The organism is Oceanimonas sp. AH20CE76, from assembly GCF_039654065.1.
GTDB classification, from domain to species: Bacteria; Pseudomonadota; Gammaproteobacteria; order Enterobacterales; family Aeromonadaceae; genus Oceanimonas; species Oceanimonas smirnovii.
In genome coordinates this window covers 1839657-1852864 of sequence record NZ_CP155481.1, presented here as the reverse complement: position 1 = coordinate 1852864, position 13208 = coordinate 1839657, and the positions used below count along the sequence as shown (strand labels likewise).

The following is a 13208-nucleotide window of genomic DNA, read 5'->3' as shown; positions in this document are numbered from 1 at the left end:
GGCAAAGGCTGGAATGACAGAAACAAAAAAAGGCCGGCAAATTTGCCGGCCTTTTTATTGCTGTGCTGAAGTTACTTGTCAGTAACATCAGTCTTGAACTGACGCTCCGGCGCACCGGTATACAGCTGGCGCGGACGACCGATCTTCTGCTTGGGATCAGACATCATTTCGTTCCAGTGCGACATCCAGCCCACGGTGCGGGCCAGGGCAAAGATAACGGTGAACATGCTGGTAGGAATGCCAATGGCTTTCAGAATGATACCGGAGTAGAAGTCGACGTTCGGATACAGCTTGCGCTCTACAAAGTATTCATCAGACAGCGCAATGCGCTCCAGCTCCATGGCCACGTCCAGCAGCGGATCTTCAATTTTCAGATCATCCAGTACTTCGTGACAGGTTTCACGCATTACCTTGGCGCGGGGGTCAAAGTTTTTGTACACCCGGTGGCCAAAGCCCATCAGACGGAAAGGATCATCCTTGTCTTTGGCGCGGGCAATAAATTCCGGAATGCGGTCAACCGAGCCGATTTCTTCCAGCATCAGCAGGCAGGCCTCGTTGGCACCACCGTGAGCCGGTCCCCACAGAGAGGCAATGCCGGCGGCAATACAGGCGAAGGGGTTGGCACCACTGGAGCCGGCCAGGCGCACGGTAGAGGTAGAGGCGTTCTGCTCATGATCCGCATGCAGGGTAAAGATGCGGTCCATGGCTTTTTCTACTACCGGGTTTACCTTGTAGTCTTCGCAGGGCACGGCAAACATCATTTGCAGGAAGTTGCCGGCATAGCCCAGGTCGTTGCGCGGGTAGACGAACGGCTGACCCACAGAATATTTATACGCCATGGCGGCAATGGTCGGCATTTTGGCGATCAGGCGCTGTGCGGCCAGTTCGCGATGCACAGGATCATTGATATCCATGGGGTCATGATAGAAAGCAGACAGACCGGCGATCACACCACATACGATGGACATGGGGTGTGCGTCACGGCGGTAGCCCTTGAAGAAGGAAGACAGCTGCTCGTGCACCATGGTGTGGCGCATGATGTTCCGGCGGAATTGATCATACTGCTTGGCAGTGGGGGCCTCGCCGTACAACAGCAAATAACAGACTTCCAGATAGCTGGCATCCTGAGCCAGTTGTTCAATGGGGTAACCGCGGTGCAGCAGAATCCCCTTGTCACCGTCAATGTAGGTGATATCGGACTGGCAGGATGCAGTTGCCAGGAAGCCGGGATCATAAGTGAAGTAGCCGTGTGAGCCGAGAGAACTGATATCGATCACATCATAGCCAGCGGTGCCAGAAGCAATCGGAAGCTCAACGGGTTCCTTGCCTGGCAGATGCAGAGTGGCCTTTTGGTCAGCCATAGCACGTCTCCTTTGCTTTTTATAATAGGTCCACGAGTAAGCGCATTTTCGCACAGAAAGCTTAAGTTTTTCAGCATTTCTGCTTCCCGTGGTGCCGGCATATTGAAAACAAAGCAGGGTTCAATGTCAATTTTACTGGAGGCTCGCAACAGCCTATTAACGCCGTTGTGCGATCAACTTTACAGAATTCGCAATTGATTCAGGTGCTTCGTTGTATTTGCCGATTCCCTCCTTATACTGTTTTTCCGAGGGTATAGGACGCAGTTGTGGCCATGCCGCAGTCACACTGCTTCTGCTATCTCAGCCAGTCTGGTGACATAGTAAAAGCAGCTTGTTCTCGGTAGGGTTCGCAGTCCATATATCCGGGTAATGTCTGTCAAAACAATAACTAACGTGCTCAATGGAGCTAGTGGGCAAGACCGTGACTAAAAAACAGAGACCTGTAAACCTCGACCTGCGGACTATTCGCCAGCCCGTCGCCGCCATTTCATCCATCCTGCACCGGATTTCCGGCGTGATCACCCTGTTCGCGCTGGCCATTCTGCTGTGGCTGCTCAGTGAATCCCTCGCTTCCGAGCAGGGCTTCAATGCAGTAGTGGATATTATGGATGGCTTTTTTGTCGGCCTCATCCTCTGGGGTGTGCTGACCGCACTGGCCTATCACATTGTAGGCGGCATTCGCCACCTCATCATGGATCTGGGCTATTGCGAAGAGATTGAATCCGGTGCCAAGAGTGCCAAGATAGCATTCGGCGTCACCATTGTTCTGTCACTGCTGGCGGGAGTACTGGTATGGTAAGCAATTCTGCAACATTTGGCCGCAGCGGTGTGCACGACTTTATGCTGCTTCGTGCAACGGCTGTCATTCTGACGCTTTATACCCTTTATCTGGTTGGCTTTATTGCCTTCAACGACATCACCTATCAGGTATGGACGGGCTTTTTTGATCGCACCTTTACCAAGGTGTTCACCCTGCTGGCGCTGTTCAGTGTGCTGATGCACGGCTGGATTGGTGCCTGGCAGGTACTGTCCGACTATGTAAAACCTGCGCTGTGGCGCGGCATTGCCCAGTTTGCCGTGGTAGTAATGCTGCTGTCCTATCTGCTGACCGGTATCGTTGTATTGTGGGGTGTTTAAGGTGACTATTGCTATTCGAGAATTCGACGCCGTGGTAATCGGCGCCGGCGGTGCCGGCATGCGCGCCGCCCTTCAGATTGCCGAGTCGGGCAAAAGCTGTGCGCTCTTGTCCAAGGTATTTCCAACCCGTTCTCATACCGTATCTGCTCAAGGGGGCATTACGGTAGCGCTGGGCAACGCCCACGACGATAACTGGGAATGGCACATGTATGACACCGTCAAGGGCTCCGACTATATCGGTGACCAGGACGCCATCGAGTTTATGTGTCAGACCGGTCCCGAGGCTATCCTTGAGCTGGAAAAAATGGGCCTGCCGTTCTCCCGCTTTGATAACGGCAAAGTCTATCAACGGCCTTTTGGCGGCCAGTCCAAGGCTTTTGGCGGCGAGCAGGCGGCCCGCACGGCGGCGGCGTCTGACCGTACCGGCCATGCGCTGCTGCATACCCTGTATCAGCAGAACGTTAAGCACAAAACCACTGTGTTCTCCGAGTGGTATGCGCTGGATCTGGTAAAAAACCAGGACGGTGACGTGGTAGGCTGTACTGCCATCGACATCGAAACCGGCGAAGTGGTTTACTTCAAGGCCAAAGCCACCGTGCTGGCCACCGGTGGTGCCGGCCGTATCTTCCAGTCCACTACCAACGCCCATATCAACACCGGTGACGGTGTCGGCATGGCGCTGCGTGCCGGTGTGCCGGTACAGGACATGGAAATGTGGCAGTTCCACCCCACCGGCATTGCCGGTGCCGGCACCCTGGTAACCGAAGGTTGCCGTGGTGAAGGTGGTTATCTGCTGAACAAGGACGGCGAACGCTTTATGGAGCGTTATGCCCCCAACGCCAAAGATCTGGCCGGCCGTGATGTGGTCGCCCGCTCCATGATGATCGAAATTCGTGAAGGTCGTGGCTGCGATGGTCCCTGGGGTCCGCACATTAAACTCAAGCTGGATCATCTGGGCAAAGAGGTGCTGGAAAGCCGTCTGCCGGGCATCTGTGAGCTGTCACGCACCTTTGCTCACGTGGATCCGGTAAAAGAGCCGATTCCGGTCATTCCTACCTGTCACTATATGATGGGTGGTATTCCCACCAACGTGAAAGGCCAGGCCCTGAAGCAGGATGCCAACGGCAACGACGTGCCGGTGAAAGGTCTGTTTGCGGTAGGTGAAATTGCCTGCGTATCGGTGCACGGTGCCAACCGTCTGGGCGGTAACTCGCTGCTGGACCTGGTGGTATTTGGCCGTGCTGTGGGTCGTCATCTGACCGAAGCCCTGAACGAGCTGGGTGACAGCCGTGCCGCTTCCGAGTCTGATCTTGAGGCGTCTCTGAGCCGCTATAACCGCTGGGAAAGCACCCGCAGTGGTGAAGATCCGGTTCAAATCAAGAAAGATCTGCAAAGCTGCATGCAAAACAACTTCTCGGTATTCCGGGAAGGCGACGCCATGGCTGCCGGTCTGGCTGAACTGAAGGAGATTCGTGAGCGACTGAAAAATGCCCGTCTGGACGACACCAGCCGCGATTTCAATACGCAGCGAATTGAATGTCTGGAACTGGACAACCTGATGGAAACGGCCTATGCCACTGCCGTGGCGGCCAACTTCCGTACTGAGTCACGGGGTGCTCATTCCCGCTTTGACTATCCGGAGCGTGATGACGAGAACTGGCTGTGCCACTCCTTGTACTGCCCCGAGTCAGAGTCCATGTCCCGTCGTTCCGTGAATATGTCACCGGTCACCCGTGACGCATTCCCGCCCAAAGCACGTACCTACTAAGGGGAGGCGATAATGCAAGTTACTATCTCTGTTTATCGGTATAACCCGGAAACCGATGCCAAGCCCTACATGAAAGACTATCAGCTGGACGTGGCTGAAGGCTCCGACATGATGGTGCTGGATGCTCTGCTGCAGCTGAAAGAAAAAGATCCGAGTCTGGCGTTTCGTCGTTCCTGTCGTGAAGGTGTATGCGGTTCCGACGGTGTAAACATGAACGGCAAGAACGGTCTGGCCTGTATCACACCGTTGTCTGATCTGCTGGGCAAGACCAACAAGCTGGTGGTTCGCCCGCTGCCCGGTCTGCCGGTGATCCGCGACCTGGTGGTCGACATGAGTCAGTTCTACACCCAGTGGGAGAAGATTAAGCCCTTCCTCATTGCCGACGACAAACAACCGCCGGCGCGTGAGCGCCTGCAGTCTCCGGAAGAGCGGGAGAAGCTGGATGGCCTGTATGAGTGCATTCTGTGCGCCTGCTGCTCCACCTCTTGTCCGTCTTTCTGGTGGAACCCGGACAAGTTCATTGGCCCGGCTGGCCTGCTGGCCGCCTATCGCTGGCTGGCTGACAGTCGCGATACTGCCACCGATGAGCGCTTGTCCAATCTGGACGATGCCTTCAGCGTATTCCGCTGTCACGGTATCATGAACTGCGTGAACGTGTGTCCCAAGGGCCTGAATCCCACCAAGGCCATTGGTAACATCAAGTCCATGCTGCTGAAACGGGCAGTGTAACCGTCCCGAATAATAAGCTGCCGCCCGTCAGGGCGGCATTGACTCGACGACCAAACGACAGTAGCCCTGTCGCGAAGTGACAAAGGGATAAAAATGCACAATGGCGTAATGCAAGCCTGGCTGGATTCTTCTCACCTCGCCGGTGCCAATGCGACCTATGTAGAAGACTTGTACGAAACCTATCTTGCTGATCCCGACTCTGTTCCCGAAGAATGGCGCACCGTGTTTGACGGCTTGCCCTCCGGCGAAGAGCCCGCGCAGGATCAGCCTCACTCTCAGGTGAGGGATTATTTCCGCCGCCTCGCCAAAGATACTTCACGCTATGCTACCCCGGTCAGCGATCCGCACACCGATGCCAAACAGGTAAAGGTGCTGCAGCTGATCAACGCGTATCGTTTCCGCGGTCACCAGAATGCCAACCTGGACCCGCTTAATTTATGGAACCGCAAAGAAGTTGCTGAACTTGATCCGGCCTTTCATAACCTGACCGGTGCTGATCTTGATGCCACTTTCAACGTGGGCTCCTATGCCATTGGCAGCGAGACCATGAAGCTGAAAGATCTGGTCTCAGCCCTGAAAAAAACCTATTGCGGCTCTGTGGGTGCAGAATATATGCACATCACCAGCACCCGCGAAAAACGCTGGATCCAGAGCCGGCTTGAGCCGGTGGTAGGCGCTCCCCAATACACCGATGAAGACAAGGTGCGCTTTCTCGACAGCCTGACCGCCGCCGAAGGCCTGGAAAAATACCTGGGTGCCAAATTCCCCGGTGCCAAGCGTTTCTCCCTGGAAGGGGGCGATGCCCTTATTCCCATGACCAAAGAGCTGATCCGCCGTTTTGGTGAAAAAGGTGGTCGTGAAGTGGTGATCGGCATGGCTCACCGTGGTCGTCTGAACATGCTGGTCAACGTGCTGGGCAAGCGCCCGCAAGACTTGTTTGACGCTTTTGCCGGCAAATACGACACTCAAAGCTCCGGTGACGTGAAATACCACATGGGCTTCAGCTCCGACTTTGACACTCCCGGTGGTCCGGTGCACCTGGCGCTGGCATTTAACCCGTCTCACCTGGAAATTGTTAACCCTGTGGTCATTGGCTCGGTCCGTGCCCGCATGGATCGTCTCGATAATCCCGACGGGCGTCAGGTGCTGCCGGTTACCATTCACGGTGACTCCGCCTTTGCCGGTCAGGGTGTGGTAGCCGAAACCTTTAACATGTCACTCACCCGGGGCTACGGGGTGGGCGGCACTGTGCGTATCGTGATCAACAACCAGGTTGGCTTTACCACCTCCAATCCGCGCGATACCCGCTCTACCGAATATTGCACCGACATTGCCAAAATGGTGCAGGCACCTATCTTCCACGTGAATGCCGATGATCCGGAAGCCGTGGTGCAGGTCACTCAGCTGGCGCTGGACTTCCGTAATGAGTTCGGCCGCGATGTGGTGATCGATCTGGTGTGCTACCGCCGCCATGGTCACAACGAAGCCGACGAGCCGAGTGCGACCCAGCCGCTGATGTATCAGAAGATCAAGAAGCACCCGACCCCGCGCAAGATCTACGCTGACCAGCTGATCGAGAACAAAACGGTCTCGGCGGAGCAGGTGACCACCATGATCAACGAATACCGCGATGCGTTGGATCAGGGTGAGTGTGTGGTTAAGGAATGGCGGCCGATGCAGAAGCACTCGGTAGACTGGTCCCCCTATCTGGGTCACGAGTGGGATATGCCATACGACTCCACTTATGATCTCGACCAGCTCAAGGAGCTGGCCGGGCGCATGATTCGCTATCCCGAGACCCATGAGCTGCAGCGTCAGGTGGCCAAGATTTATGCCGATCGCAAGCTGATGGCCGAGGGTGAAAAGCTCGTGGACTGGGGTTTTGCTGAGACCCTTGCCTATGCCACGCTGTGTGACAACGGCTATGAAGTGCGTCTGACCGGTCAGGATTCCGGCCGCGGCACCTTCTTCCACCGTCATGCGGTGCTGCACAACCAGAACGACGCCAGCATTTACACCCCGCTGTGCTACCTGTCTGAAGAGCAGGGCCAGTTCCAGGTGTATGACTCGGTACTGAGTGAAGAAGCGGTCATGGCCTTTGAATACGGCTATGCCACTGCCGAGCCGGTGGGCCTGACCATCTGGGAAGCCCAGTTCGGTGACTTTGCCAACGGCGCTCAGGTGGTGATTGACCAGTTCCTCAGCTCCGGTGAGCAAAAGTGGGGCCGTATGTGTGGTCTGACCCTGTTGTTACCCCATGGTTATGAAGGGCAGGGGCCCGAGCACTCCAGTGCCCGCCTTGAGCGTTATCTGCAGCTGTGCGCCGAGCACAATATGCAGGTGTGCGTGCCCACCACGCCGGCGCAGGTATTCCACATGCTGCGTCGTCAGGTGCTGCGTCCCATGCGTCGTCCGCTGGTAGTCATGACGCCCAAGTCACTGCTGCGCCATCCGCTGGCGGTTTCCGAGCTGGAAACCCTGGCCCAGGGCACATTCCAGAACGCGATTGGCGAAATTGATGATCTGGATCCCAAAGGCGTGACACGTGTGATTCTTTGTGCCGGCAAGGTGTATTACGATTTGCTCGAAGCCCGTCGCAAGAACGAACAAACAGATGTGGCCATTATTCGGATTGAGCAGCTTTACCCCTTCCCGCAGGAAGAAGTGGCCGCCATTCTGGCTGATTATCAGCACGTTACCGATTTTGTCTGGTGCCAGGAAGAGCCGCAAAACCAGGGTGCCTGGTACTGCAGCCAGCATCATTTCCGGGCCGCCATTCCGGATGGCGCCAAACTGAGCTACGCCGGCCGTGAAGCCTCGGCCTCGCCGGCAGTGGGTTACACCTCGGTTCACTTACAACAACAAAAAGCGTTGGTGGAAGATGCACTGACGCCCAAAGCTTAACGCACTAAGGACATATTGATGAGCATCGAAATCAAGGTTCCCGACCTCCCAGAATCCGTTGCCGACGCCACCATCGCCACCTGGCACAAACAGCCCGGTGATCGCGTAGAGCGCGACGAAGTGATCGTCGATATTGAAACCGACAAGGTAGTGCTGGAAGTGCCGGCACCGGAAGCCGGCGTGCTGGAATCCATTGTTGAGGACGCCGGTGCTACCGTGCTGGGTCAGCAGGTCATTGGCAAGCTGAAAAAAGGTGCCGTGGCCGGTGAAGAAACCAAAGAAAAGCCGGCTTCCAGCGAGGATGCCAAAGCCGACGCCAAAGCAGAAAACGACGATCTGAGCCCGGCAGTTCGCCGGCTGGTTGCCGAGCACAATATTGACGTGAGCAAGGTCTCCGGCTCCGGCAAGGGCGGGCGCATTACCAAGGAAGACGTGGAAGCGGTTATCAAGGACGGTGGCAAGGCCAAAACCGCCGACAAGCCGGCCGCGGCCAAGACTCAGGATCTGGAGCTGGTTCGCCCCGACGAGCGTGATGAAAAGCGCGTGCCCATGACCCGTCTGCGCAAGCGCGTGGCCGAGCGTCTGCTGGAAGCGAAAAACACCACCGCCATGCTGACCACCTTCAACGAAGTCAACATGAAGCCGATCATGGAGCTGCGCAAGCAGTATCAGGACATTTTCGAGAAGCGTCACGGCATTCGCCTGGGCTTTATGTCCTTCTATGTGAAGGCGGTGGTGGAATCGCTCAAGCGTTTCCCGGAAGTCAACGCCTCCATCGACGGCGAAGATATTGTTTATCACAACTTCTTTGATGTCAGCATTGCCGTATCCACCCCCCGTGGTCTGGTCACCCCGGTGCTGCGCGACTGCGATCGCCTGAGCCTGGCCGACATCGAGAAGGGCATCAAAGAGCTGGCCATCAAGGGCCGTGACGGCAAGCTGACCGTGGACGAGCTGTCTGGCGGTAACTTCACCATCACCAATGGCGGCGTGTTCGGCTCCCTGATGTCTACCCCCATCATCAACCCGCCGCAGAGCGCTATTCTGGGTATGCACAAAATCCAGGACAGACCCATGGCGGTAGACGGCAAAGTAGAAATTTTGCCCATGATGTACCTGGCGCTGTCTTACGATCACCGTTTGATCGACGGCCGCGAATCGGTCAGCTTCCTTGTCTCCATCAAGGAGCTGCTGGAAGATCCGACTCGTCTGCTGCTGGACGTATAAGCCAACAATAACAAGAGGGCGGGCCCGATCCCGCCCCATGCCCTGAACCCTACAACAACGGAAACACAACATGAATTTGCATGAATATCAGGCAAAACAGCTGTTCGCCGAATACGGTCTGCCCGTATCCGAAGGCTACGCATGTGATAACCCGCAGGAAGCGGTAGAAGCGGCCAGTAAAATTGGCGGTGACATGTGGGTAGTAAAGTGTCAGGTCCACGCAGGTGGCCGTGGTAAAGCCGGCGGCGTCAAGCTTGCCAAAACCAAGGAAGAAATCCGGGAATTCGCCGAAAACTGGCTGGGCAAAAATCTGGTAACTTACCAGACTGATGCCAATGGTCAGCCGGTGGCCAAAATTCTGGTGGAGTCGTGCACCGACATCGACAAGGAACTTTACCTGGGCGCGGTAGTAGATCGTGCGACCCGTCGTGTAGTGTTCATGGCATCCACTGAAGGTGGTGTTGAGATTGAAAAGGTGGCGGAAGAGACCCCTGAACTCATTCACAAAGCTGCCATTGATCCGCTGGTGGGTCCGCAGGCCTATCAGGGGCGTGAACTGGCATTTAAACTGGGCCTGAAAGGCGACCAGATTAAGCAGTTCACCAAAATTTTTCTCGGTCTGGGACAAATGTTCCTGGACTATGATTTCGCCCTGCTCGAAATCAACCCCCTGGTGATCACCAGTGAAGGCAACCTGCACTGCTTGGACGGCAAGATCAACATTGACTCCAACGCCATGTACCGTCAGCCCAAGCTGCGCGACATGCACGATCCGTCTCAGGACGATGCCCGCGAAGCGCACGCAGCCAAGTGGGAGCTGAACTATGTGGCGCTGGATGGCAACATCGGCTGCATGGTGAACGGTGCCGGTCTGGCCATGGGCACCATGGACATCGTTAACCTGCACGGCGGCTCTCCCGCCAACTTCCTGGATGTGGGCGGTGGTGCCACCAAGGAGCGGGTGACCGAAGCGTTCAAGATTATTCTCTCCGACAGCAATGTAAAAGCTGTGCTGGTAAACATTTTCGGCGGCATTGTGCGCTGTGACATGATTGCCGAAGGCATTATCGGTGCGGTGAAAGAAGTGGGCGTAAAAGTGCCCGTGGTGGTTCGTCTGGAAGGCAACAATGCCGAAGCCGGCACTGCCAAGCTGGATGAATCCGGCCTTAACATCATCGCCGCCACCAGCCTGACCGACGCTGCCGTTCAGGTCGTTAACGCCGCCAAGGGGAAATAACAGCATGAGCATTCTGATCAACAAAGACACCAAGGTTATCTGCCAGGGCTTCACCGGCGGCCAGGGTACCTTTCACTCTGAGCAAGCCATTGAATACGGCACCCAAATGGTGGGTGGCGTGTCTCCGGGCAAGGGCGGCACAACTCATCTGGGCCTGCCGGTGTTCAACACGGTACGTGAAGCGGTAGAAGCCACCGGTGCTACCGCCACCGTGATTTATGTGCCGGCTCCGTTCTGTAAAGACGCCATTCTGGAAGCCATCGACGCCGGCATTGAGCTGATCGTGACCATCACTGAGGGCATTCCTACCCTCGACATGCTGGACGTAAAAGTAAAGCTGGATGAAACCGGTGTGCGCATGATTGGACCCAACTGCCCGGGCGTGATCACTCCCGACGAGTGCAAGATCGGCATTATGCCCGGTCATATTCACAAGAAGGGCAAGGTGGGCATCGTGTCTCGCTCCGGCACCCTGACCTATGAAGCGGTGAAGCAGACCACAGACGAAGGCTTTGGTCAGTCCAGCTGCATCGGTATTGGCGGTGACCCCATTCCCGGCTCCAACTTCATTGATATTCTGAAGCTGTTCCAGGACGATCCGGAAACCGAAGCCATTGTGATGATTGGTGAAATCGGTGGTACCGCTGAAGAAGAAGCGGCTGCCTTCATCAAGGAAAACGTCACCAAGCCGGTGGTATCCTACATCGCTGGTGTGACTGCGCCTCCGGGCAAACGCATGGGCCATGCCGGTGCCATTATCTCCGGTGGCAAGGGCACCGCAGACGAGAAGTTTGCTGCCCTGCAGGACGCCGGCGTGAAAACCGTACGCTCCCTGGCCGACATCGGCTCCGCCCTGCGCGAAGTGACCGGCTGGTAACGTAGAGCTGGAAGCGAGAAGCTGGAAGAAAGGAGCCGTAAGGCTCCTTTTTTAATGACTAAAGCAAACCTCACCCTGACCCTCCCCTTGAAAAGGGGAGGGAGCCGCTTTCTATCACAGTCTCTTAAGTATAGTGCTCATGGCTCAGCCGGCGCAGGACGTGACCTCTGCTCGAACTTGATCCAGATCAACGACAGCAGCGAATGACATTTCTTTACCGCGTTATTACTCTAGAATGGTCTTCTTTCGGACTCATTCAGAGGCCCACAAGGAATGCGTAATCTGTCTCTCAACTGGAAAATATTTTTACCGCTGCTGGTGATTTTTGTGTTGGTCTTTGCCCTCTGTTATGGCATTTCCACTCAGCTGCAACGCGGTCTGGCCCTGCATCTGGCCGAAGAGAAAATTGACACCACTGCCAACCTCTATATGGATCAGCTTAATGTGCTGATGGTAAACGGGGCCATTCATCAGCGTGGTCTGGTGCAAAGCAAAATTCAGGAAGAAAAAGGCATAGAGCAGGCACGGGTGATCCGTGCACCGGCGGTGACCAAACTATTTGGCCCGGGCGCACCGGATCAGGCCATTCAGGATGATCTGGACCGGCGTGCCATTGAGCAGGGTGAAACCGTGCTGGAAATGCACCTGGAAGACGACATTCCCAACCTGACACTGATCAAGCCGTTCAAAGCCTACAAGGAATATCGCGGCACCGCCTGTCTGCAATGTCATCAGGTGCCTGAAGGCACCGTCATGGGCGCGGTGCGCATCAGTTATGATCTGAGTGACACCTTCAGCCAGATCCAGCGCAATAACCTGCGTCTGGCGGCTGTGCTGATTGGCGTGTTTCTGGTGGCCTTTATTGTGCTCTGGCTGGTACAGAACCATTATCTCAAGCGGCCCATTCTCAATATCAGCCAGCGGGTACAGCGGGTGGCTGCCGAGCGGGATCTGTCTGTTCGTCTTGAGCCCATGGGCAATGACGAGCTGGGCGGCCTGACCAAGGCAGTTAACGGCCTGCTGAGCAGCTTTCAGAGCAGCCTGACAGAAGTGCGCCGTGTGACCGGGCATATTCATAATGCCGCCGGTGACATTCAGCACACCGCCCAGCAAACCGACAGCTCGGTAAAGGCGCAAGACAGCGAAACGGCCCTGATTGCCACTGCCATTAATGAAATGGAAGCCTCTGCCCGGGAAGTGCGGGAAAATGCCCGCCTGACTGCAGAAACCTCGGAGCAGAGCCACGCTTTTGCATTAACCGCCAACGATCAGGCCCGGGTAGCGGTGGAAGGCATACAGCTGTTAAACGGCGAGATAAACCGTATCGACAAAGTAATACGCGAGCTGGACTGCCGCTGTGATCAGGTCGACAAGGTGCTCGACATGATCAAGGGTATTGCCGAGCAGACCAATCTGCTGGCACTGAATGCCGCTATTGAAGCGGCCAGGGCAGGGGAGTCGGGCCGGGGCTTTGCGGTGGTGGCCGATGAAGTACGCACCCTGGCACTGCGCACGCAGCAGTCGGCAGAAGAAATTACCGGCATGATTCGGCTGTTGCAGAACGAGGCCAAGGATGCAGTGCAGGCCATTGAAAAAGCAGAAGGCCAGGCCGCCGACAGTGTGGCGCGCACTCAGGACGCCATGGACTCGCTGCAGGCCATTATTGACCAGGTGGCGCGCATTAATGAACTCAATGCTCAGGTGTCTGCTTCGGCCGACGAACAAAGTGCCGTTTGCTCCGAGGTGAGCCGCAACATTACCCGGGTGCGGGATGCATCGGGCGATACTCTGTCTCAGGCAGAAGCCGCCGCCACCGCCAGCCTGCAACTGGTGGAAGAGTGCAAGGTGCTGGAACAGATGATTGCTCATTACCGGCTGCAGCAGCCACACCGCCATGATGAGCTGCCAGCCGACACCGGCCTGGTGCCGGTGCGCTGACAACAAAAAAGGCTGCTTGCGCAGCCTTTT

At 56.1% G+C, this 13208-nt stretch carries 10 protein-coding genes; 9 read left to right on the top strand and 1 reads right to left on the bottom strand.

What is annotated here, in order from left to right; all coding sequences use genetic code 11:
* Positions 1–71: 71 nt before the first annotated feature.
* On the bottom strand, positions 72–1361 hold the full coding sequence (locus N2M06_RS09015) for a citrate synthase (protein ID WP_019935506.1): 1290 nt from the start codon (positions 1359–1361) through the stop codon (positions 72–74).
* Between the two features lie 421 nt (positions 1362–1782).
* On the opposite strand from N2M06_RS09015, the gene sdhC reads away from it, so the two are divergent.
* The 9 genes from sdhC to N2M06_RS08970 all read left to right on the top strand — a co-directional run bounded on the left by sdhC (position 1783) and on the right by N2M06_RS08970 (position 13178).
* The gene (gene sdhC / locus N2M06_RS09010) at positions 1783–2160 is read left to right on the top strand and encodes a succinate dehydrogenase cytochrome b556 subunit (protein ID WP_342661941.1); all 378 of its coding nucleotides are present in this window, start codon (positions 1783–1785) and stop codon (positions 2158–2160) included.
* Positions 2154–2498 (top strand): succinate dehydrogenase, hydrophobic membrane anchor protein, encoded by a 345-nt coding sequence (sdhD, locus tag N2M06_RS09005; protein WP_019935508.1) that lies wholly within the window; start codon positions 2154–2156, stop codon positions 2496–2498. The genes sdhC and sdhD overlap by 7 nt, the downstream gene beginning before the upstream one ends.
* Position 2499: 1 nt before the next feature.
* Positions 2500–4266 carry a succinate dehydrogenase flavoprotein subunit gene (gene sdhA / locus N2M06_RS09000; RefSeq protein WP_026344892.1) on the top strand — a complete coding sequence of 589 codons (1767 nt, stop codon included), beginning with the start codon at positions 2500–2502 and terminating at the stop codon, positions 4264–4266.
* Positions 4267–4278: 12 nt separating this feature from the next.
* A complete protein-coding gene (locus tag N2M06_RS08995; RefSeq protein WP_346350582.1) occupies positions 4279–4995 on the top strand; it encodes a succinate dehydrogenase iron-sulfur subunit in 717 nt (238 codons plus the stop codon).
* Positions 4996–5088: 93 nt separating this feature from the next.
* Positions 5089–7899, top strand: coding sequence for a 2-oxoglutarate dehydrogenase E1 component (gene sucA, locus N2M06_RS08990; protein ID WP_019935511.1), 2811 nt, complete (start codon positions 5089–5091; stop codon positions 7897–7899).
* 18 nt (positions 7900–7917) lie between these two features.
* Positions 7918–9126: a 2-oxoglutarate dehydrogenase complex dihydrolipoyllysine-residue succinyltransferase gene (odhB, locus tag N2M06_RS08985; RefSeq protein WP_019935512.1), complete on the top strand. Its 1209-nt coding sequence runs from the start codon at positions 7918–7920 to the stop codon at positions 9124–9126.
* Positions 9127–9196: 70 nt separating this feature from the next.
* The gene (sucC, locus tag N2M06_RS08980; RefSeq protein WP_019935513.1) at positions 9197–10363 is read left to right on the top strand and encodes an ADP-forming succinate--CoA ligase subunit beta; all 1167 of its coding nucleotides are present in this window, start codon (positions 9197–9199) and stop codon (positions 10361–10363) included.
* A gap of 4 nt (positions 10364–10367) precedes the next feature.
* On the top strand, positions 10368–11240 hold the full coding sequence (gene sucD, locus N2M06_RS08975) for a succinate--CoA ligase subunit alpha (RefSeq protein WP_019935514.1): 873 nt from the start codon (positions 10368–10370) through the stop codon (positions 11238–11240).
* A gap of 273 nt (positions 11241–11513) precedes the next feature.
* Positions 11514–13178 (top strand): methyl-accepting chemotaxis protein, encoded by a 1665-nt coding sequence (locus tag N2M06_RS08970; RefSeq protein WP_346350581.1) that lies wholly within the window; start codon positions 11514–11516, stop codon positions 13176–13178.
* Positions 13179–13208: the final 30 nt, after the last annotated feature.